This window comes from Paenibacillus sp. GCM10027626 (assembly GCF_042676285.1).
Taxonomy (GTDB): domain Bacteria; phylum Bacillota; class Bacilli; order Paenibacillales; family Paenibacillaceae; genus Paenibacillus_Z.
Map to the genome: position 1 here is coordinate 89,899 of NZ_JBHTHC010000021.1, position 20,369 is coordinate 110,267.

At 52.4% G+C, this 20,369-nt stretch carries 18 protein-coding genes; 2 read left to right on the top strand and 16 right to left on the bottom strand.

Going from position 1 to position 20,369, the window contains the following annotated elements:
- Nucleotides 1–78: 78 nt before the first annotated feature.
- The 7 genes from dnaB to ACFQ0N_RS29975 form a co-directional block, all read right to left on the bottom strand.
- On the bottom strand, nucleotides 79–1,443 hold the full coding sequence (gene dnaB, locus ACFQ0N_RS29945; RefSeq protein ID WP_379333395.1) for a replicative DNA helicase: 1,365 nt from the start codon (nucleotides 1,441–1,443) through the stop codon (nucleotides 79–81).
- A 27-nt stretch (nucleotides 1,444–1,470) separates the two neighbouring features.
- Nucleotides 1,471–1,914, bottom strand: a complete 444-nt coding sequence (gene rplI / locus ACFQ0N_RS29950; protein ID WP_379333397.1) for a 50S ribosomal protein L9 — start codon at nucleotides 1,912–1,914, stop codon at nucleotides 1,471–1,473.
- On the bottom strand, nucleotides 1,911–3,872 hold the full coding sequence (locus tag ACFQ0N_RS29955; protein WP_379333399.1) for a DHH family phosphoesterase: 1,962 nt from the start codon (nucleotides 3,870–3,872) through the stop codon (nucleotides 1,911–1,913). Before ACFQ0N_RS29955 ends, rplI begins: the two co-directional genes overlap by 4 nt.
- Before the next feature lie 20 nt (nucleotides 3,873–3,892).
- Nucleotides 3,893–4,831 carry a DUF2232 domain-containing protein gene (locus ACFQ0N_RS29960; RefSeq protein WP_379333401.1) on the bottom strand — a complete coding sequence of 313 codons (939 nt, stop codon included), beginning with the start codon at nucleotides 4,829–4,831 and terminating at the stop codon, nucleotides 3,893–3,895.
- Between the two features lie 103 nt (nucleotides 4,832–4,934).
- The gene (locus tag ACFQ0N_RS29965; RefSeq protein ID WP_379333403.1) at nucleotides 4,935–6,929 is read right to left on the bottom strand and encodes an amidohydrolase family protein; all 1,995 of its coding nucleotides are present in this window, start codon (nucleotides 6,927–6,929) and stop codon (nucleotides 4,935–4,937) included.
- A gap of 122 nt (nucleotides 6,930–7,051) precedes the next feature.
- Nucleotides 7,052–7,498, bottom strand: a complete 447-nt coding sequence (locus ACFQ0N_RS29970; protein WP_379333405.1) for a CBS domain-containing protein — start codon at nucleotides 7,496–7,498, stop codon at nucleotides 7,052–7,054.
- A gap of 86 nt (nucleotides 7,499–7,584) precedes the next feature.
- Entirely contained in the window at nucleotides 7,585–8,661 is a 1,077-nt protein-coding gene (locus ACFQ0N_RS29975; RefSeq protein ID WP_379333407.1) for an LCP family protein, read from the bottom strand.
- Between the two features lie 242 nt (nucleotides 8,662–8,903).
- Between ACFQ0N_RS29975 and ACFQ0N_RS29980 the strand changes: the two genes are divergently transcribed.
- Complete coding sequence (locus ACFQ0N_RS29980) at nucleotides 8,904–9,251, top strand: DUF4870 domain-containing protein (RefSeq protein ID WP_379333409.1); 348 nt, start codon at nucleotides 8,904–8,906, stop codon at nucleotides 9,249–9,251.
- Nucleotides 9,252–9,440: 189 nt separating this feature from the next.
- Here the strand turns inward: ACFQ0N_RS29980 and rpsR are convergent, their stop codons facing one another.
- From rpsR to rpsF, 3 genes are read right to left on the bottom strand one after another with little or no spacing between them, the layout of a single operon-like run.
- Nucleotides 9,441–9,719, bottom strand: coding sequence for a 30S ribosomal protein S18 (gene rpsR, locus ACFQ0N_RS29985; RefSeq protein WP_379333411.1), 279 nt, complete (start codon nucleotides 9,717–9,719; stop codon nucleotides 9,441–9,443).
- Nucleotides 9,720–9,737: 18 nt separating this feature from the next.
- Nucleotides 9,738–10,334: a single-stranded DNA-binding protein gene (locus ACFQ0N_RS29990; protein WP_379333413.1), complete on the bottom strand. Its 597-nt coding sequence runs from the start codon at nucleotides 10,332–10,334 to the stop codon at nucleotides 9,738–9,740.
- Nucleotides 10,335–10,367: 33 nt separating this feature from the next.
- Nucleotides 10,368–10,652, bottom strand: coding sequence for a 30S ribosomal protein S6 (gene rpsF / locus ACFQ0N_RS29995; RefSeq protein ID WP_379333415.1), 285 nt, complete (start codon nucleotides 10,650–10,652; stop codon nucleotides 10,368–10,370).
- Between the two features lie 199 nt (nucleotides 10,653–10,851).
- On the opposite strand from rpsF, the gene ACFQ0N_RS30000 reads away from it, so the two are divergent.
- Nucleotides 10,852–11,025, top strand: a complete 174-nt coding sequence (locus ACFQ0N_RS30000; RefSeq protein WP_379333417.1) for a YjzC family protein — start codon at nucleotides 10,852–10,854, stop codon at nucleotides 11,023–11,025.
- A 310-nt stretch (nucleotides 11,026–11,335) separates the two neighbouring features.
- On the opposite strand, the gene ACFQ0N_RS30005 is transcribed toward ACFQ0N_RS30000, so the two are convergent.
- The 6 genes from ACFQ0N_RS30005 to ACFQ0N_RS30030 form a co-directional block, all read right to left on the bottom strand.
- Nucleotides 11,336–13,372, bottom strand: a complete 2,037-nt coding sequence (locus ACFQ0N_RS30005; RefSeq protein WP_379333419.1) for a hypothetical protein — start codon at nucleotides 13,370–13,372, stop codon at nucleotides 11,336–11,338.
- Between the two features lie 160 nt (nucleotides 13,373–13,532).
- Entirely contained in the window at nucleotides 13,533–14,663 is a 1,131-nt protein-coding gene (locus tag ACFQ0N_RS30010; RefSeq protein ID WP_379333421.1) for an exo-alpha-sialidase, read from the bottom strand.
- 93 nt (nucleotides 14,664–14,756) lie between these two features.
- A complete protein-coding gene (locus ACFQ0N_RS30015; RefSeq protein ID WP_379333423.1) occupies nucleotides 14,757–16,943 on the bottom strand; it encodes a glycoside hydrolase family 36 protein in 2,187 nt (728 codons plus the stop codon).
- A gap of 131 nt (nucleotides 16,944–17,074) precedes the next feature.
- Nucleotides 17,075–17,905: a carbohydrate ABC transporter permease gene (locus ACFQ0N_RS30020; protein WP_379333425.1), complete on the bottom strand. Its 831-nt coding sequence runs from the start codon at nucleotides 17,903–17,905 to the stop codon at nucleotides 17,075–17,077.
- 3 nt (nucleotides 17,906–17,908) lie between these two features.
- Nucleotides 17,909–18,820, bottom strand: a complete 912-nt coding sequence (locus ACFQ0N_RS30025) for a carbohydrate ABC transporter permease (RefSeq protein ID WP_379333428.1) — start codon at nucleotides 18,818–18,820, stop codon at nucleotides 17,909–17,911.
- Nucleotides 18,821–18,852: 32 nt separating this feature from the next.
- The gene (locus ACFQ0N_RS30030) at nucleotides 18,853–20,256 is read right to left on the bottom strand and encodes an ABC transporter substrate-binding protein (RefSeq protein ID WP_379333430.1); all 1,404 of its coding nucleotides are present in this window, start codon (nucleotides 20,254–20,256) and stop codon (nucleotides 18,853–18,855) included.
- Nucleotides 20,257–20,369: the final 113 nt, after the last annotated feature.

A 20,369-nucleotide genomic window follows, 5' to 3' on the forward strand; every position in this document is an offset into this window, starting at 1 on the left:
GGACTCGAGCGGACCTGAGCGGACCGCGGAAACGCAAATAGCCAGGCACTGCCCCAAAAAGGCAATGCCCGGCTATCACTACGAGGCTTGACCCGGCTCCTGATGCGTGCGGTCAAGGCCGACAAACTTATTGAAGCTTTTGAGGAACGCCAGCTCTACCGTACCGACTGGCCCGTTCCGCTGTTTAGCGATAATAATTTCGATAATATTTTTTTTCTCCGATTCCTTATCGTAGTAATCATCCCGGTACAAAAACGCTACGATATCGGCATCCTGCTCGATCGAGCCCGATTCCCGCAGGTCAGACATCATCGGCCGCTTGTCCTGCCGCTGCTCAACGCCGCGGCTGAGCTGCGACAGCGCGATAACCGGCACTTCCAGCTCACGCGCGATCATCTTCAGTGTACGTGAAATCTCCGATACTTCCTGCTGCCGGTTTTCGCCGGCCTTGCCGCGGCCTTGAATCAGCTGCAAGTAATCGATCAAAATCATGCCCAGCCCGCGCTCCTTCTTGAGGCGGCGGCATTTCGCACGAATATCGGCGACGGTTATGCCCGGCGTATCGTCAATGTAGATTTGCGCCTCCGACAATGCCCCGATCGCCATCGTCAGCTTCTCCCAATCGTCGCCTTCCAGGAAACCGGTACGCATGCGGCCGGCGTCGACATTCGATTCCGCGCACACCATCCGCTGCACGAGCTGCGCCGCGGACATCTCCAGAGAGAAAATAGCGACCGTTTCCTTCGCGCGCACGCCGACGTTTTGCGCAATATTGAGGGCAAAAGCCGTCTTGCCGACGGAAGGACGCGCGGCCACAATAATTAAGTCGCTGCGCTGGAAACCGGCTGTCATTTTGTCCAAGTCGGCGAATCCCGACGGGATTCCGTTCGTGCCGCCTTTATTCGTATAGAGAAACTCAACCTTCTCGAATACTTCCATTAGCACATCGCGGATCGAAATAAAGCCGCTGCTGGATCGCCGATTGGCGATTTCCAATATGCGCTGCTCAGCTTCATTGAGCATCAGGCCGACATCGTCAGCCGCCGCGTAGCCATTGGAGACGATCTGCGTTGCCGTGCGGATTAACCGGCGCAGGATTGATTTCTCTTCAACAAGCTGGGCGTAATAATCGACGTTTGCCGCCGTTGGAACTGCATTGCCGAGCTTCATCAAGTAGCTGACGCCGCCAATTTCCTCCAATTGTTGACGATCCTGCAGGTAGGAGGTCAATGTGACAAGATCGATCGGCTCATTCGCTTCGCCCAGCTCGATCATCGCCTCATAGATCAATTGATGCGACGGCATATAGAAGTCTTCACTGCGCAGCCGTTCCATAGAAGTGACCAGTGCCTCCGTCTGAAGCAATATTGCACCTAGAACAGCTTGCTCGGCTTCAGTATTTTGCGGAGGAACACGATCAAACATCAGCATTTCATCGCTCATTGCGCTCTGTTGTCTCCTTTGCTAGCATTATTCCTCGACTGTATGCACCTTCAGCGTCGCCTTTACATCCTGATGCAGCTTGAGCGGCACCTGGGTATAGCCCAGCGAACGGATTGGCTCCTCAAGCTCAATTTTGCGCTTGTCGACACGCACACCCATCTTTTCCAACGATTCGGCAATTTGCTTGCTTGTCACTGAACCGAACAAGCGGCCGCCTTCTCCGGATTTTGTTTTGACAACCACTTCGAGCGCTTCGAGCTTGGCGGCCAACGCCTTTGCATCCTCCAGCTCTTTTTCCTTGCGCCGTTGCTCGGAGGCATTTTGCGCCTGCAATGTTTTCATATTGCCTTCCGATGCCGGCTTTACGAGACCCTTCGGCAGCAAAAAGTTACGTACATATCCTTCGGCAACTTCTTTCACTTCGCCGCGTTTCCCCTGACCTTTTACATCCTGCAAAAAAATGACCTTCATTCGAATAACCCCTCTTCCTTATCAATTTCCAGCAGCACTTGCTTCAGGCGCTGGGCAACCTCCGCCACTGTGCCCTCGAGCTGGGCGGCTGCATTCGTCAAATGGCCGCCGCCGCCCATGCGTTCCATAACAATTTGCACATTCATATGGCCCAGTGAGCGGGCGCTCACGCCGATCAAGCCGTCTGTACGTTCCCCGATTACGAAGGACGCCAGCACATCCGTCATATTGAGCAGCGTATCCGCCGACTGCGCAATGAGCAGCTGGGAGTACTTTTGCCCCGGCTCGGTCACTGCGATCGCAATATGCTCATACACAATTTCTGCATGACGGATCATCTCGGCTTTTTTGATATACTCGGCTAGATCCTCCTTCAGCATCCGCTGAATGAGCGTCGAGTCTGCGCCATTGCGGCGCAAAAAGGATGCAGCCTCAAATGTGCGCGAACCGGTGCGCAGCGAAAAGCTTTTCGTATCAACTGTAATGCCGGCGAGCAAAGAAGTCGCTTCCCTCACATCAAGCACGACCCTGTCATGAATGTACTGCAGCAGCTCCGTAACAAGCTCGCACGTAGATGATGCATAAGGCTCCATGTAGACGAGCAGCGCATTGTTGATGAATTCCTCGCCGCGGCGGTGATGGTCGATGACGACAACCTTTTTCGCCTCCGTGACCAGCCTTGGCTCCTTCACCATCGATGCCTTATGTGTATCTACCACGACAACCAGCGTGCTGCTGTCGAGAATGCCGAGCGCCTGTTCCGGCGAAACAAAGCGTTTGGCGAATTTATCGTCCTCGCATAACATTTCGATCATTTTTTGAATTGCCGGGTTAATGCCCTCCAGCACAATAAAAGCTTCCTTGCCGAACTGCTGTGCAGCCTTCATCACCCCAACTGCGGCGCCAATCGCATCCATATCCGGCATCCGGTGTCCCATTATCACAACGGTGTCGCTCTCGCGGATCAAATCGCGCAGCGCATGGGCGACGACCCGTGCCCGCACGCGAGTTCTTTTTTCCACTGCATTGGACTTGCCGCCGTAGAAGGACTGCCGCTGGCCGCTCTTGACCGCCGCCTGATCGCCGCCGCGGCCGAGCGCTATATCCAGACTGCTCTGCGCCCATTGCCCGAGCTCGACGATACTGTCCGCGCCCGCAGCAAAGCCGATGCTAAGTGTCATCGGAATTTTTTGCTCCAGCGTCATTTCCCGCACTTCATCAAGAATGACAAAGCGCGACAGCTCCAGCTGCTTCAGCGTTTTCTGGTCGGTAATGAGCAAATAACGGTCAGAGGTTAGCCGTTTGATATAAAGCTGGAACTTCTGCGCCCATTCCGTAATTTCCGCTGTAACCTTGGAGAGCAGCAGACTGCGCTGCTGGTCGTCCATCCCCTGCGTAACCTCCTCGAGGTTATCCATCGTCACAATGCCGAGCGCCAGCTTCTCTTCTTCATACCGTTTGGCCAGCTGCCAGCGCTGGGTAATGTCGCGAATATAAAGCAGCCGTTCATCGAAACGGAACATTAGCTCATAGACCGAATTTCCGATCGCTACTTCTACAGTGCCTTCCCGGTCCTTTGCCTGCGACAATGTCGGAAACAGTTCAATCAGCGGCTCGCCGACGACCGATTCGCGCTCCAGCATATGAGACACGAACGAATTATGCCATTCAATCGTCTTATCGTCTGTGTACAAAATAATACCGAACGGCAGCTCGCTGATCACTTCATTGCCAGCCCTCTTAACGCGATAGGACAATGTGCCGATATAGGTTTTCAAGTCCCGTCTAAATGCGCGCTCCGCCAGTACCGAGTAAACGCCAAGGCCGCTTGCGAGCAGAAGGCCGAGCACCCCCAGCTTCCATTCATAAAAAGCCAGCGCGACAGCCAGCAAAACCATTAGCACGAACGCCCAGGAATGATGCATCCCATGCCATCTTTTTACCAAAAACTTCGGCATATTTCCATTCGCCCCTGTTGTCAAGGTTTCTTAAACGCTCTTCGGATCGGAAATCCGGCATCGAGCACACCGATCAGACTCAGCGGCGGGAAAATCAGCACAAGCGCGGACAGCAAAAGCGGTACCGCCTTGTTCCACTGGCGCTGATCTGCAAGGAAGAAGAAAAATCCGATCGCCTGAATCGAGAAAGCCAGCCGCATAAGCGGAACCAAGTTCAGCAGTGCCACTGAAATGAAGGAGTTGCCTTCTTTGGAAACGGCCATTTCCGCAATGATGACAAGCAAATAGTAAAATACGAATACCCGCGGCAGCATCCATTCCTTTGCCGGCTGAAAGCCTGGAACCTCCATACCGTAAGAGCGCAAAATCGGTCTGACAATTGCATGTGTAATTATCGCATACAAAAATGAAACCATAATGAACGCCATCGGGATGGAGTGAAGAAGCATCTGGATAAAGACTTCTGTCGATTTGGATGACCATCCTGCAGGGAGAAGCCCTTGGGATGATACATCATTGGCCGTCTCTCGAATCAAATTGGCCATTTCCTGCAATAACGAAACATTAAGCAGGGTGTTGAACAGCACCAGTTCGAGCAATAGCTGGGCAAGAAGCGTCAAAATCGCCGCTGTAACCACTTTGCGCGCAGGCGCCTGCTTGCGGTAATAATGCCCCATCACAATTGAGGGAACTAAAAAAAACACGCCCACTATAAGAGCAGCATATCCCAGAATGGCAAAGGCCAGCCCATAGACCACTATCATGTGGACGGCAAAAGCGCGGCGCGATAATGTCGTGTACAAAATGACCGTAGGCACCATTAACAGCGACAGCATCAACGCATTAAACAATGGCACTGCCAGCGATAACAGCAGCAGCAGCGCCGCGGCGCTCCAAAGAATTGATTTCACACCGGTTTTCAAACAGTTCACCTCTTGCACATTTAAGGTTCTGCTCATAGAAGCTTTACTCCCCATTATAGCACAAAACCATCTGGCAGCATCCACAACAAAAAACCTCCACTTCCACATTGCTGTGAAAATGAAGGTTTTGCCCTTATTATTACGGCTCAACTGTCCAAACATCGCCTTGATGCTCGGCCTTGATGCCAAGCGACTTCAGGAAGGATACCGGCACGAACGCCCGCTTGCCGATGGACAGCAGCTCGGTTTCCTTGTCGCCGGCTTTCGCCTTATAGCCGCGCTCCAGCATCAACTGGCCTTCTTTCGGCTTCTCTGCCGGTGCTGCTTTTTCAGTATTACCCGCGGCAGTTCCCTGCTCTATCGTATACTGCTTGCTCACTTGATCCCAGACAATAGAATAGCCTTGCTCCCCAAGCGCCGCCAAATCGACATAGGTTGCCTGATTGTAAGCGATCAACGGATAAGCCTTACCGCCCCATTGCAGCGAGCCAGCAGCCGTACCGGCAGCTACCCGCTCAAAATGGCTCCGAAGAGCTTGTCCGGGGCGCACTTTTTTGTTGAGCTCGCCATCATCCAGAGCTACCTTGCCCGCAACCAGCACATAACGAATGCCTTCCGACATCAAGTCAGGCTTCTCAACGGTGGAACGATCCCGGATCGTATTGAAATCGAAAATGACGATATCCGCGTCCATTCCTTTGGCCAGCCGCCCCTTTTTGCGCAGCTCCGGCGCTTGCTTCTCCAGCCGCTGCGCCGGCATCAGGCTCAGCTTCGCAATCCCGTCCATCAGCGACATCACCTGCTGCTCTCTAACATAAAGGCCGATTGCTCGCGCAAACGTTCCCGACGCCCGCGGATGATTGTTGAAGCCCGGCTCCAAAATCGCATCGCTGCCGATCATCACATAAGGCGCCTTGAAGGCATCGATCACCGCTTCAGGAGGAATTGCATACGCAACCGCCAGCTTGCCTTCCTTCTTATACTTGATGAAGCTATTTTCATCCAGCCTTTCGGTCGTTCCGGCAATTTGCAAATCATGATACGTAATACGGAAACGCTCCTGCCAGCCCGTATCAAAACGGGCCGAATTCAAGTACGTCCCCCAATAATCATATGGATACGTACAAGCTGTAATATCATAGCCCTTTGCCCGGGCTTCCTCGATCAGCGCCAGCGCCTCCTTCATCGAGAAGGTGCCGCCGGTGCTGTTAATATGGTCGATATGTACGGCGGCGCCTGTTTTTTCGGCATAATCAATCAGCTCGCGCGTACCTTCCAGCTCGTTGGGCGCGTCGGAGTAGCGGCCATGGAAGTACACCGGTACATTATATTCGTTAGCCAGCTCCATGAGCGGAATGATTTCCTCCGGCGTTATACCGGGCACATATTCGAGACTGAACGAAATGCCAAGCGCGCCGTTTTTCAGAGCATCCTCGGCATCCTTGAGCAGCTTGGCCGTCTGCTCCGGCTTGGCGCCGTCATAGCGTCCCAACTTAAACTGATTGCGTGCCTGCGTATAGAAAAAGGAGGCGCCAAAGCTTACAGGGGGCATGTCCCGTTCATAATGGTCATACCACTGTTTCGGGTTAGAAGTGCCGCCATGCATGGCAATGTTGGATGTAACGCCATCGCCAATTTTTTGCCATACCCCAAGCGGATTGGGATCGTACGACAAATTGTCAATGAAGCCCGGCGAGACGACGAGGCCTTTGGCATCGATCTCCCGCTTGCCTTTTAAGGGCTTGGCTGTCACTACACCGATTTTATCGCCAAGAATCCCGACATTGAGCCCTTCTTGATCCAGCTGAGTCTCCGGATTGACAACTCGGCCTCCGCTAATGACCACGTCATACTCCCGATCTAGATCCGCTTGTGTCACCGTTTCCTCAAGCAGCTCCGCGGCCGTCTTCACTACTTCCGGCTCACTTTTACCGCCCGGCTCAGTGCCTTCAGCCTGCTTATTATTATTTTGCTCCGAAATATTTGGCTTGCCGCCATCCTTGGCGTTCTTGTCATTGAAGAGCGTATACCCGAAATAGCCACCTACTACGACAACCAAAAAGACGGCGATAACCGCGATTGCCCGCATGGATCTGCGGCCGCTTTGCTGTCCGTGCTCATTATTACTGTCCAATGTTAGCGCCTCCTGCCCTTTAAACATAGAAGAGCCGCCCTCCGCCGGAGGACGGCATCTATTCGACAATGTTTGTCATACTGTATTGTTATATCCTACTATGACTGCATGCAAACCGCAACTTACTGACTGGCTGCTATTTCTTCCTCCGCTTGTGCCGCGGCGCCGTTTACAATTATTTTTTCGCAATAATCGATAATATCACTCCGGCGGACAATGCCAATAAAACGGTTCATATCGTCGATAACAGGAACAAAATTTTGCAGCTTCGCAAGCGATACAAGATCAACCATATTCGCGTCTATCCGTACTGCCCGATGCGCAAGCCGCAGCTGGACATCGCCCAGCTTCACCTTATGCGTCTGCTCAAAGGTCAGCTCCGGATTGTTTTTCATATACCAGAGCAAGTCTCCCTCCGTAACCGTACCGGCATAACCGCCATCCCGGTCTAAGATCGGCACAGACGTATAACGGTGATGCTCCATGCGCTCCAGCGTCTGTCTAAGTGTAGCGTCCAGCGTCATACATACAACTTCCTGCTTCGGCAATAAGAAAAAAGCAATATTCATGTGTTCGCTCCCCTACTTCCGTCTTGATATTTCGGATCATGAGGATGGAGATCGTCATGGCAAATCATTGTCCGGCGAGAACAATTCTACTTCTTGTCATCGGCCGACAATGACTGCACGGGCGTCGGGTTCTTCTTCTGATACTCCTCCGGCAGCGGCAGCTCCGCCTTGGCAATGCTAGGATCAAGCCAGGCCTTGATCATCTCATTCACTTTCGCTACATCTTCTTCTTCCGCGAAGAAATACCACGGGCCGCCAGCAACTTTTCGATGCCCATCGCCCTTCAAAGTATGGCCATAGATCGTCCGGGATTCACTACTCAGCATACTTTTCGCCAAATCGATAATGTGATCCGGTGTCAAATCCGTGCTGAAATTGTCGCCCATAATATCAATAAGTTCAGGAATCTTGCTCCATTGGCCAACTTCAGCAGCCTTATTCATTATCGCATTCAAAAAGATCTGGTGCCTTCCAGTACGGTTCATGTCGCCGCCTGCATCTTCGCGGTAACGAACATAATTTAAGGCATCTAAGCCATTATATACATCCTGCCCGCCTTTTACGACAAATTTATCATGAATTGCTTCTTTATTGACAATATCCTCTGTGATTGGCAGCGGAATACCGCCCATAGCATCAATAACATCGCGGAAGCCTTTAAAATTAATCGAAGCATAGTGATTCACAGGCACATCGAGCAGATTCTCTACACTATTAACTGCCATCTCCGCCCCGCCAAAAGCAAAGGCATGCGCAATCTTATCTTCCCATGGATTTCCTTTCTTCGTCTTCTTGCCGACAATTTCTGTATAAGCATCCCGTGGAATCGACACCAGCAGAATCGCTCCGTCATTCGGCCGGACAACAGAATAAATCATCGTATCCGAGCGGCCGATCTCTTTATCGCGCTGATCAACCCCGAGCAGCAGCAAAGAGAACGGGTCTTCCTTCTTATAAGCGACAGGCTTGGAAACTCTTGTAGGCAGCGGCTTGTACGACTCATTCAGCTTTTCTTTGACAGAATCCTTAAGGAATAAATCGAATCCCCATGTTGCAAGTGTTACCCGGTTAAAATATCCAGCCGTCCCTGCAACAACCACGATGGCAAGTAAGGACAACATCCACTTCCATTTACGCGGCAACGAGCGTATATCCGGTTTCATGTATAGTGTACTCTCCTATCTGTCATTAACTAAAAAATCCTTCGCATATATTCTAAACGATATGGCAAGGCGGAAAGTTACAATTTCCTTACGATCTATATGAATTGTCGAATCATTGGTGAATTTTAATTTTTCCATCTTTTACAACATAGCGCAGCCAATGAGAACTTGAGCATAGTTTGCCCGATCTTTGAATAAGTAACAGTATGCAGACAACATATATGTGAAAGGAGTATTCCTATATGTCGCCATATATGCCAGATCGCTCATCGACCGGAATTGATCCGCGAATTGTTGGCTTATTATGCTATTTCGGTCTCTTTATAACGGGGTTGCTATTTCTTGCAATTGAAAAACAAAGCCGATTTGTTAAATTTCACGCCCTGCAATCCATACTCGTCTCTGTAGCCTTTGTCATTATTAATATCGTTCTTGGCATTGTGCCGATTATTGGAGTTATTATCAGTATTATATTGGCGCCCATCAGCTTCGTTCTGTGGATCGCCCTTATGCTCCTTGCTTTGCAAGGAAGATGGTTCAAGCTGCCCTACATCGGTGATCTTGCCGAACGCCAATCCCAACAATTCTAAATTATATTGTGGCATGAATTCTGCAGCAACGCAACAATTGCCCGTTGATTATTATTTACTTTCTATCCAATCGCCGCCTAAAATGGCGAAAATATTGTAGTCGTTTTTGCCACACTGGCATACAGGCCTTCTTAAAATAAAGCAGGCGCCTATCGAGTTATCTCAATAAGCGCCTGCTTGGCGTCCAAACTATTCTGTAGTGTAAGGCAGAAGTGCAACTTGACGCGAACGTTTGATAGCAATTGTCAGCAAACGTTGGTATTTTGCACTTGTTCCTGTTACACGGCGAGGCAAAATTTTGCCGCGCTCGCTAATAAATTTACGGAGCAAGTCCGTGTCTTTATAGTCAATGTGCGTAATTTTGTTAGCCGTGAAATAGCAAACTTTACGACGCTTGTTACGGCCTTTACGGCCGCCGAATTTGCGCTCTGGGCGCTCTCCGCCGTCTTCTCTTTGCTTGAAGCTCATGTTCATCCGTCCTTTCTATTAAAATGGCAAATCATCTTCCGATATATCGATCGGGCGCCCGTCGTCTGAGAACGGATCACGATTGTCGTTCCTGGAAGTGTTGCCGGACCAGTTGCCCCCGCCTTGCGAGCCGCCGCCGCTGCCACCGCCACTGTAACCCCCTGAACCTTGACCACCCTGACTGCCGCCGCCGGAGTTGCCTCCGCCGCCACCGCCAAAGCCGCCTTGTCCACCAAAGTTACCGCCACCGCTGCCGCCGCCATAATTACTATCTTCACGCGGGCCATTGTCCCGGTTACCGGACTCTAAGAAACGAACATTGTCAGCAACAACTTCCGTCACATAGACGCGTCGGCCTTCATTGTTCTCATAGTTCCGCACCTGAATACGGCCTTCGACCGCTGTTAGACGGCCTTTGCGCAAGTAATTGGCACAAGTTTCCGCCAGCTGTCTCCAAGTAACGACCGGAATAAAATCAGCTTCCCGCTCGCCTTGTCCGCTCGTGAACGGGCGATCCACAGCTATTGTAAATTGCGTAACAGCAACGCCTGCCGGCGTATAGCGCATTTCCGGGTCTCTCGTTAATCTACCGATGAGAATAACACGGTTCAACATCGTTTTTTCGCCTCCAATCGATCCTTGCGTTCATTAAGCTACGTCTTTAACGACCAAATAACGGATAATTTCATCCGTAATCTTCATGACGCGATCGAGCTCAGCTACAACTTCTGGTGTAGCGTTGAAATGAACGAGCACGTAAATTCCGTCACGATGCTTATTGATCTCATACGCAAGGCGGCGTTTACCCATCACGTCGTGCTTTGTGACTTCTCCGCCGTTGGAGATAATGCCTTGGAACTTGTCAGTTACGGCTTGCACCGCTTCTTGTTCCACATCCGGACGAATGATGTACATCACTTCATATTTGCGCATTGTTGATTCACCTCCTCTTGGACTAAGCGGCCCCTGTAAAAGGAGCAAGGAGCGAGTAAGTTATTTCTTTTCTCGCATACCATATTACTATATCAAAGTCGCCCGCGACTTACAAGTCAAACTGCTTCATCTTCCCGATTTTTGCCGCTCATGATGCCTTAAGCATTAGACACAATAATTGAGGAAGGAGGTGGAGCAGATGGGTGAATGGACACATTACAGACCAGGCGATCGGGCGCCTAATGATGGCACTTATATTGAAATTGGCGAAAGAGTCGACAACGTTAATGACCCGCAGCAAGTTTCTCTAAGTAAAGGGCAACGTTTTCCGGAAACATCGAACCACAACCGAAAATGGAAAAAAAAGAAATAGTATAATCTAAGCAAAGCTGCTCATAATAGTGATCAACGGCGGACAGAGAGGTGAGTGGTTCCGTTGAACCGGATGGAGCAAGGACCGCAACGTAATTTTGTCCAACTAAAGCAATGTAATGAATCAAGGAGTTGTGCGAAAGACGGCCACTCTCGTCTGTAAACACATTAAATCGGGATCTAGCCCGGTATCCAGTTCGTACAAAGCTTAAAGAAAGACGATTTTGCAAATCAATCACCGCCGTTAACGATCGATGGGGCCTATGCGCATGCATAGGCCTTATCACTGCTATTCTAGAGCGATGAGATCCTTAGTCCAGCGTAATGAGCCTCCGGTACATGTTCGTGTCCGAATCCCAAAAGCTTGCGCCCTGCGTTTGCATGTAGAGGAGATAGAACGACCGATCCGACGTCGTTTGCGGATTTTCACCGAGCCCGATTAGGTTCGGGTATACGACATAATCGGTGCCCGCCTCGATTACCTGCTCCCCTGCGCTCGAAAACAACTTCGGGTCGGTCGAGAAGCGAATGACGAAATCGGCCCAGTTCGTTTCCCATTGACGTGTCGTCGTCGCGAGCAAGATGTACTTATTGATATGGTTGTTATACGTGATCGTCACCATGCCGCCGTCATTACCAGGTACGGCGTCGGAAAACGTGCCGCCGAGCGCGGGCTCCGTCCAGCCGCCGTTATAGTATTTATTCCAAGCCGTCACGCCCGGCGTCGCCGCCTCCGCCGCACTAACGACCGATGCCACGGACGCGCGGGAAACCGATATGCCCTGCAACCCTGTCGACTCATAAAAATCGAACGCATACACGTAAAAATAGTCTGTGCCGCCGTCGTTCACGATAACGTAAGAGCCGGAGCCGATTTCATGACCGGATATATCGTCCATACTAAATGGACGGTCGTGCGAAACGATTTCGCCGCAATACGTCCAGGAATCGCCGTTATCCTTCGAAATGGCGAGGCCGATCGCACCGTCGAAGCCAGCGGCGCCGGCGGCCGGCCAGCGCTCCATGTGGAGGAAGCCGAGAAGATTGCCGGTAGCCGGAACTTTATAGATCATGTTGATCGAGACGTAAGGAAAGTCGGACGGGATGCCGGTAATCGATTTGGTCGTATAATGGACGGTCGCCGCGGGATCGCTCAGACTGCCGCTCGATTTGACCGTCCTGGCGTTGGCTGGCGAACCGGTTCCGTTCCCGCTGTAGAAATCGTAGCTGTCCCTTCCCGTCTTGATCACGCCTGTTTGGCCATCGGCCCAGTAGTTCAAGCCTTTGGACGAACGCTGCGTCGCGTCATAGACAAGCTCGCGGTCAGAAATCGTAAACGCCGGCTGGTTGCCGCCCGCTTCGATGCGAATGTAGTCGACGGAATGGGAGCCTGTAGAAGCATTGCCGTCGTTCAGGTCGATGCGAAGCTGCTTAAGCGTATCGTGCCAGCCGTAAGTACCGCACATATCGACGGTATACTCGGTTTGGTTCGAGTCGTTCGCGTTGATCGTAAAGCCTTTCGATTTCGTCTGGTTCCAGACGGTATCGTTGACGGTCGTAAAGTAGACGCGGCCGGACGTATCGGACGTACTGTTCCGGTAGCGGATCTTGACGAGGCAAGACTTGTCGATGCGAAGGCCCAAGTTGTCCGGCGAGGTGATATTAGGATCGCTCGCCGACAATGATGCGTTCAGGTTCCCACCGCTGGCGCTGAGCGTATAGTTCCAGCCCGTCCAGCCTTCCGTTCCCGACGTGAACTCCCATGCCTTGGTAGTGGGAGTAAATTCGATTTTCGGATCCCACAACGTGCCGTCGTTCAAATTTGTCGCTTTCATGTTGACCCGAAAATAGATGGCGTCTCCTGAAGCGACCGTGCGGACGGCGTCGGTTTTATACCCGACGTTGTCGTTATATGCGACGTCTTGATCGTAAATCGTGGTGGCGTTATGCAAAATTTTGGCGTTAATGCCGTCGCCTCCGGTAATATCGCTTTTTTTCACGACGCCGGAGATGCGAACGACGCCCGCGGCCGGCGCGACCCATTTGCGCACGGAGTCTTTGCCGCTGTCGGGATGATGAGCGTTCGGGTAAACGTTGGAGAACGTTCCTGCGACTTCCCAGCGGTTGTTCGCGCTGTTGTAGGTCGGATAATTCGTATATGCGGTGCCGTCCCAATACTGGTAATGCCACTGGTTCGCGCCTTGGGTCGAACTGAAACCTGACGAAGCCTGGTAAATCGCGGGTGACGCTTCCGCGCTATTCGGCGGGGTGACCGCAGCAGAGCAGGCGTAAGTCGTGGTCATGACCGTCAAGGAAAGCAGAATGAGGCGAGCCTTGCGCAACAGCATGTTCATTTCCTCCTCCATCGGATGAATTCGGCTGCGTCTGGCCGCAGCCGCTCATAGGCTTCGATCGGATCCGTCCGGCTCAATTGGTTCGAATCGCAATGAGTCTCCTTTTAGCATTACAAGCCTCCGTGTACAAACGGGTATGCGCTTTCAAATGCAGTTAGAGCCCCTCAATCGCCGTTCGGATGACCGCCACTCTTTCTTTCTGGATCGAGAAAATTATGTATAGATATCCGTCATGTATGAGCGAGTGGGGATAGCCGTAATCTCCGCCCTTATGTAAACCGGGGAATTTCTGGCCGAAGCTTTCGTCCCCCAGAATATAATGACGGTCGAACATATTTCCGTCCGCGGACAAGGAGAGCACGAGCGGATTTCGCCGCCCTATCGGGACCGGGTCAGGGCATCCGACATAATAATAACGCCCGTCCGGCAACCGGCCGAAATGAAATTTCGTGCAGTTGTCGGTAAAACCGGTCACCTCGGGGGACGTCCACGTTTCTCCCCCATCGCGGCTTTCGGTTACCCACAGCCTCTCTGTGTTACTCCTCAGCAGCATCCGGACCGTTCCGTCGCCCATCTCGTAAAAGGATCCTTCGCACAGTCCTGCAGCCCATGCCATCCGTTCCTTTACCTTCCGGAATGATTCGGAGTCGTCGTATATCTCGTCAGCCATACTCTCGGGATAAATCCCCGTCTTCTTCCATCCTGCGAGTCCGGACGGATCGTCCGTGTACGGGAACATGGTATTTCCGCTAATGATAAGCCTGCCCGAAGACAGCGCCGCAGGACCGTGATTCGGCACGATCGGCACATGCAAATCGAGCGGCGTGCTCCAAACCTTGCCGTCCGACGACGTGACCGCACGCAAGCAAGTTTCCATATGGCCTTCATCGACAGGCTTTCGCTCCCCTTTCTCAAGATATTCAGGCTTATATTCGTATTGCCCGAAATACGCGACCAGCCGTTCGTCATTGAAACAGTGAAATCCCGCTGCGGTTAGAACCAGCTCGGAATGTTTGCCCATAAGGGAGTCTACAAGCGGAACGGGAGCTGACCAGTTATAGAAATCGCCCGATACAGATATCAGTACGCGCTGCCCCATGTCGTCCTCGTTCATTCGGCCGTTGGACCAGATCGCATACAGTTTCTTTTGGAAAAAGGCAATGTGCGGATGATGTGAAAACGTCCATTCCGATTCCAGAACGGGCGAATATAAGCTGACAAATTCTACGTTAAGCTTGGGCCGTACGGCCGTCGGATCGTAACAGTTCGTAATCATTCTTTGCATGCAGTGCCTCCTCGCATGATTCAGCGCATATCGATCTTTCATGTTCTCTGATCTCATACGCAGGATTGGTCAGAGTTGCGGTGATTACAGCTCTCAACACCGAACGCTGCGTTTGATTTCAAATAACCTTGCCTGGTACTGGCCGGGAAAACGCACGGTGAGCGAGCCTTTCCGTTTGTTATAATAGGATTCGATCAACTGGCAGCCTGCAGGATACAGCACGTTCACTTCAGCCGAATGGTTCGCCCACCCCCGAAGCGGCAATTCCATATATTCGTCGTGACTGCCAAGCCGCCACACAGCCAGAAGCATCCGTTCCGCTTCCTCAGACATGAGGCCGACGCTGGCCCAGCTGTTGGAATCGCCGATTCGGGTAAACCCGATCGGCCAAAAGGGGTACGCGCATCGCACAAAAGCCCGTTCACGCTTCGCTATGCCGACACCCTCCGTAATCAGTGCCGCGTTCCGCTCATCCGCCGCATCGATGCGGCCGGACAAATACAATTGACCGCACAATCCGTTTACCATGTTGAAAATCGTCTGTTCACCACTAGCCATAGATTCCCTGTAACGATCAGTATCGACCGTTTCCGGCGAGCCAAGGTTGCTGTGCAGCAGCGGATAAGGGTATGCCCAAATGCCGAGCTGCTCCGGCAGCACCGTCGCAAGGCTTCCGCCCAGAATGCTGGGGCATCTCGTATAAATTTCCTGATCGGTGAAGCTCTGCAGATGGAAGTGGCGCAATATGCCGTAATCCTGCCTCATCGCGCCGGAAGCACAATTTTCGATGATGAGCGACGGGTGTTTCTCGCGAACTTCGTCAATGAACGAGTAAAAAGCGCGGGCATGCAGCAACGTTCCGTTCGCGCTGGAACCGCCAAAGCCGTCGGCTCCCGTCCCAACCGTATCATTGTAGTCGTTCTTGATGTAGCCGACACCAAGCGAGACGAGCCGGTCGATCACACCGAGCATATAGCTCCGGACATCGGGATTGGCGAAGTTCAGAAACCAGCGCGAGCCTCCGCCGACCCGCCGGCCGTTCCGCATCAGAAACCAGTCGTCAGGCTTCGAACCGAGCTCCGCTTCCTCCCCGCACACCTCCATCTCCAGCCAGACGCCGGGGATCATGCCCCGATTCCCGATTTCCGCCAAAATACCGCGCAGCCCCAGTGGCCCGAACCGGTCCGGACTTTCCCGCCAGTCGCCCAGTCCCATCGACCAGTTCTCCTCCCTTGTCGCGAACCAGCCCGCGTCGATGCAGAAGCATTCCGCCCCAGCCCGGGACGCGGCTTCGATCAAAGGAAGAAGACGTTCCGATGTCGGATTCCCCCACAGCGCATTCATATAATCGTTATACACGATCGGAAACTCCTCGCGCGCCGTCCTCGGCTTGCAGGAACGTCGGCGGTATTTGGTCAGCTCCCGCACCGCGTCTTCGAACGAGCCTTCGCGGCAGCCGTATGCGATCGGCACCGCTTCGAAGCGCTCGCCCGGCTGCAGCTCCTTCATCCAGCCGCCAACCCGCTCGTTGGCTCCGTCCGCGTAGACATACAGCGATCCGTTCGGCCGATTCCAGGCGCGCCGATGGCCGATTTCGATATTCCAGTTGGAGGAAGTTTCTATTTGCAAATACCAGACCTGGCTTGTTTCCATATCTTCGATAACGATCATGGGAACGTAATGCGCGGTACTGAAGCTGCCAACAGACGAGAACGAGATGGTGGCTAATTCGGGATGGACGGAGGTCTCGAATAACCCGAGCGTTTCCAGATCGTCGCTTCGCCATTGGCCTTCTCCTTCCCAGGCGTTCCGGCAATAGTGCACCTTCACTTTGCTCCGATCGTGCCAAGGCCTGCAGCCGCCCAAAGCAATCCCCTGCAGATGCAGGGAGGACAGCTGCGTCAACACGATCGGTTCGTCTCCCTCGTTGACGGCGGAGACGGATTGATAAATCATCGCCGTACCTGGTATGAATGTCATGGCGACTTCCACCGCAAGCCCCAGTTTGTCGTGCTTGTAGCGGGTGAACAATCCGCTCTCGGACGGTTCAAACCGTTCCATTCGCATCTCCGCAAACAATGCAGAGTAGCCGGTCGCTCCGGCCGAACTGCGTCCTTGGGGAAAGCCCGCAATCGCCACCTGGAAATGGGGATAAGCGACGCTTCCCTCATCTGGCTCCAGCGGCAGGGGACTGAACGCCCGCTGCCAGTTCCCGTTATCCGTCTCTTCGTAATGCAAATGCATCCCTTCATGTATGATCGTTGGATACCGCTTCGTCATGATGATCATTCCTCTATTTGAATTTCGGCTTGAACTTTTTACTCGTTGATTCGGCACGTTTCGGGAACGAATGACGACCAGTATCGCTCCGCCGGCTCCCAAAACCGGTCTTTCTAGTCCAGCCGCATTCTCTACGATTTAATAGAGCCCGTCATAATGCCGCTGATCAAAAACCGTTGTCCGAACAAAAAAACGATCAGAATCGGCAGAACGAAGACGAGCATAGCGGCCTGCTTTACTTGGAACAGGTCCACATTGGGTGAATTCGGCAAGATGTATCCGACCTGCATCAGTTGTGTCGATAACGGATACTGCCTCTCCTGCAGGAACATGAAGGGTGCCAGGTAGTCTCCGCCCCAGCTTGCGTTGAAAGACATGATGGCCGCCGTAGCGACAACCGGGACCGAGATCGGGATGTAGATGCGCCAGATGATCGCGAAAGTCGAGCAGCCGTCGATGCGCGCCGCTTCATCCAATTCTCTCGGCACATTCATGAAAAATTGCCGGTATAGAAAGATGATGAACGGACTTCCGCCAAGTCCGCCGATGATCCATGGCCAGTAAGTTCCGAGCAGCCCGTATTGTTTGAACAGGACAAGCTGGGGGATTTGGGTTACCGTCGGCGGAATCATCATCGTCGCCAAAATAACCATAAACATCAAGCCCTTTAACTTGGCCCTCAACCTAGCAAACGCAAAGGCGGAGAAAAAGCTCGTGAAAATCGGGATCCCGACCGAAATCAGAGCAAGAATGCACGAGTTGCGAAAAAACATCCAGTAAGGCTGAAGCGTAAAAGCTAAGCGGTAGTTTTCCAGCGTCGGTTTTACGGGAAACCAAGTCGTACCCGTTAGAAGAGGCTGGAGAGAGTTTGCCGCCATCCAATACAGCGGAAACGAGAAGACGAGCGCCAGCGCCAGGAGCAAGCCGTAGAGGAAGATTCGGGTTGCGTTATGCTGCGTCAAGAGTCAGCCTCCTTTTCGATCACCTGATTCGTAATGTACCCACAGCCTGCTCGTGCCGAAGACGATAAGGGTAAGCAGAATTGTGATGATGAATAGAACCCATAGCAAAGCAAGCCCATACGCATAGCGCTGGAACATGAAGATTTGCTGGAACGTATGGACCAGATACAGGTAGATCGGCCGGATCGGAACGCCCATCAAGCCACCGTTCGGGGAAAGAAGCGTCGCCTGGGCAAAAATTTGCAGAGAACCGATGATACCGAAGACGAGATTGAAAAATATGACGGGTGTCATTAACGGAACTGTGATCAGCCGAAAACGTCTGAACGCGCCCGCTCCGTCGATCGCCGCCGCCTCATACAACTCCGGCGAGATACCCTTCAACCCCGCCAAATAAATAATGATACCTCCCCCGCAGCCCCAGCTGAGCAAAATAAGCAGCGACATCGCGGCATGGTCGTACCCGAGCCAATTGATCGGCTGGAAGCCCGTCCAGGCAAGGAAGTCGTTGAGTACGCCCGTCGATGCGAACAACTGCTTCCACATCAGCCCGACCGCCGTAATGGGCAGAATAGCCGGGAGGTAATAGAGCGACCGGAAGAAACCGATCGCTTTGAATTTATTGTTCAGCAGGACGGCGATCAGGAATCCAAACACCGTGCTGAACAATACATTCAGGGAGCCGATATAAAAAGAACGTCCCAGCGCGTACATCGCGTCGCTGTCAAAAAACACGTTGTTGTAATTTCGAAGACCGACATATTTCACATTATCGAAATTGAATCCCGCGTAGTTGGTAAAGCTCAAGTAAAGACCGTAAAGCATCGGATAGAAGGACATCAACAAAAACACGGCGAGCCACGGAAACGTCAGTATGTAAAACTCCCGGCTCTCTTTTCGCACGGCCTTCCCCATCGGAGCCAGTCATCCTTCCTCTTGTTGTATTGTCATTTTACGCCGACGATATCTTTGTTCTCGCGGATTTGAATTTTCACTTCTTTCGCGATTTTATCGATCGCTCCATCCGCCGTATCCTTGTCGAAAAACACCGGCGTCATATATTTGTCCAGCAGCGTTCCGAAAGCCGTAGCCGATATATAAGGATTGTAAGGAAGGGTGGAAAGCTCATTCAGCGCGTCCGTTATAACGCCGTAAGTCTGCTTGTCGAAATTCGTCTCCTTCGGCAGAAGATCGATCTTCGACTTGAAGCTCGGCAGCCCCCAGCCGCTCTTCGCCCGTTCGTCCGCCGGCTTGCCGCCGTAGAACCATTCGAATACGGTCCATGCTTCCTCCGGATGCTTCGTCTTGCTGTAGATGATGCCGCCGGTTCCGCTGCGGGTCGCCTCGACGCGTTTTCCTCCGCTCATCACGGGCGCGGGAAGCATCATAAAATCGTCCAGACGGTTCTTCGTCAGGTCGTTGCTCCTAAGCAAGCCGCTGAACCAATATCCGACCATAATCATGCCGATCTTGTTCTGGGCGAACAACTCGACGGGATGGGCCGCCTCGGAGTGCAGCAAGCTGGGGCCGATCGGCTTCTTCACGGCGTCGACCCAGTATTGGACGACTCGCTTCGCCTCGGGCGAGTTCAGCACGATTTCATTATTGTCGGCGGTGTACAAAGATTGGCCAAGCGAGGATAACTGTGCCAGCATGATGTCCTGATTGAGTCCGATTCCTCCTATGAGCGGATCGTATATTCCCCACTGGGTGATCTTGCTCCCTTCCTTGACTGTCATCTTCTCGGCGTACTCCATCACCTTTTCCCAGGTTAGCGGCTCCTTGTCGCTCGGAATCGGAATGCCTGCGGCTTCGAACGCTTTCTTATTGATGAACAGGGTGAAATCCGGCGCCCAGTCTTTAGGAAAACCGTAAATATCGCCTTTCCCCGACACTTTTCCGTCCCAACGGTAAATATTAGTCGTCTCGATCAAGTCATCCGGTTTAAAATATTTACTTTTGTCAAAATACGGCTGCAGATTGAGCGCAAGCCCTCGGCTGGCATAAAACGGAAACTCGCTGGCTCCCATCAGCCTGAAAATATCCGGCGTTGTGTCGGAGTTGGCGGCGATCTGTCCCATCAGCTTGTTGAAATCGGTATCGACCCGCTCCAGATCGATATTCGGATGTTCGGCTTCGAACGTTTCGATCTGCTCCTTCGATATTTCCCCTTCGGCCAGATGGATTCGAATGGTCACTTTCTTTCCGGCATCCGCCGCCGATCCCTCTGTTGTCTTTCCTTCCTTGCCAGTATCGGTACCCGAAGACGTTACGTTGCCGCTGCATCCGGCGATCCCCAGCGAGAAAACCAGCAGCAGCGCCGCCAATGGATTTATTCGTTTTTTTGACACCAAGCGCTCCCCCTAATGGACGTAGTTGATCCGGACTGCGGCCGCAATTCCTGCTCTAATTGTAACAAGGACATCTATTGCGCTCAATTAGAGAAAATTCACCGTTTTCTATC

Excerpts from the sequence above, each read along its gene's own strand:
- dnaB (WP_379333395.1), bottom strand. The coding sequence starts at position 1,443 with ATGAGCGATGAAATGCTGATGTTTGATCGTGTTCCTCCGCAAAATACT.
- rplI (WP_379333397.1), bottom strand. The coding sequence starts at position 1,914 with ATGAAGGTCATTTTTTTGCAGGATGTAAAAGGTCAGGGGAAACGCGGC.
- ACFQ0N_RS29955 (WP_379333399.1), bottom strand. The coding sequence starts at position 3,872 with ATGCCGAAGTTTTTGGTAAAAAGATGGCATGGGATGCATCATTCCTGG.
- ACFQ0N_RS29960 (WP_379333401.1), bottom strand. The coding sequence starts at position 4,831 with ATGAGCAGAACCTTAAATGTGCAAGAGGTGAACTGTTTGAAAACCGGT.
- ACFQ0N_RS29970 (WP_379333405.1), bottom strand. The coding sequence starts at position 7,498 with ATGAATATTGCTTTTTTCTTATTGCCGAAGCAGGAAGTTGTATGTATG.
- ACFQ0N_RS29975 (WP_379333407.1), bottom strand. The coding sequence starts at position 8,661 with ATGAAACCGGATATACGCTCGTTGCCGCGTAAATGGAAGTGGATGTTG.
- ACFQ0N_RS29980 (WP_379333409.1), top strand. The coding sequence starts at position 8,904 with ATGTCGCCATATATGCCAGATCGCTCATCGACCGGAATTGATCCGCGA.
- rpsR (WP_379333411.1), bottom strand. The coding sequence starts at position 9,719 with ATGAGCTTCAAGCAAAGAGAAGACGGCGGAGAGCGCCCAGAGCGCAAA.
- ACFQ0N_RS29990 (WP_379333413.1), bottom strand. The coding sequence starts at position 10,334 with ATGTTGAACCGTGTTATTCTCATCGGTAGATTAACGAGAGACCCGGAA.
- rpsF (WP_379333415.1), bottom strand. The coding sequence starts at position 10,652 with ATGCGCAAATATGAAGTGATGTACATCATTCGTCCGGATGTGGAACAA.
- ACFQ0N_RS30000 (WP_379333417.1), top strand. The coding sequence starts at position 10,852 with ATGGGTGAATGGACACATTACAGACCAGGCGATCGGGCGCCTAATGAT.
- ACFQ0N_RS30005 (WP_379333419.1), bottom strand. The coding sequence starts at position 13,372 with ATGCTGTTGCGCAAGGCTCGCCTCATTCTGCTTTCCTTGACGGTCATG.
- ACFQ0N_RS30010 (WP_379333421.1), bottom strand. The coding sequence starts at position 14,663 with ATGCAAAGAATGATTACGAACTGTTACGATCCGACGGCCGTACGGCCC.
- ACFQ0N_RS30015 (WP_379333423.1), bottom strand. The coding sequence starts at position 16,943 with ATGACGAAGCGGTATCCAACGATCATACATGAAGGGATGCATTTGCAT.
- ACFQ0N_RS30025 (WP_379333428.1), bottom strand. The coding sequence starts at position 18,820 with ATGGGGAAGGCCGTGCGAAAAGAGAGCCGGGAGTTTTACATACTGACG.